This is a genomic window from Paenibacillus athensensis, from assembly GCF_004514475.2.
Classification (GTDB): domain Bacteria; phylum Bacillota; class Bacilli; order Paenibacillales; family NBRC-103111; genus Paenibacillus_AL; species Paenibacillus_AL athensensis.
This window is the reverse complement of sequence record NZ_MYFO02000060.1, coordinates 1-514: the sequence shown is the minus strand read 5'-3', so window position 1 is coordinate 514 and position 514 is coordinate 1. Positions and strand designations below refer to the sequence as shown.

At 55.4% G+C, this 514-nt stretch carries 1 rRNA gene; it reads right to left on the bottom strand.

Annotated elements, in window-relative coordinates:
- Nucleotides 1-514 (bottom strand): 23S ribosomal RNA (locus B5M42_RS25865); the annotation flags it as partial.

Here is a 514-nt window from a genome sequence, read left to right as displayed (position 1 = left end):
GTTTCACTCCGCTTCCGCGGTGCTTTTCACCTTTCCCTCACGGTACTGCTTCACTATCGGTCGCTAGGGAGTATTTAGCCTTGGCAGATGGTCCTGCCGGATTCCGACGGGGTTTCACGTGTCCCGCCGTACTCAGGATCCCTCTAGGCTTGCGCTTGTTTTTGGCTACGGGGCTGTTACCCTCTTTGCCGAGCCTTTCCAGACTTCTTCACCTAACAAGCATGGGCCACATTGAGGTCCTACAACCCCAGGGAGCAAGCTCCCTGGTTTGGGCTAATCCGCTTTCGCTCGCCGCTACTGACGGAATCACTTTTGTTTTCTTTTCCTCCAGGTACTTAGATGTTTCAGTTCCCTGGGTATGCCTCCATTGCAGCTATGTATTCACTACAAGGTGACTGCGCATTACCACAGCCGGGTTCCCCCATTCGGACATCCCCGGATCGAAGCCTGCTTACGGCTCCCCGAGGCATTTCGTCGTTCGCCACGTCCTTCTTCGGCTCCTAGCGCCTAGGCA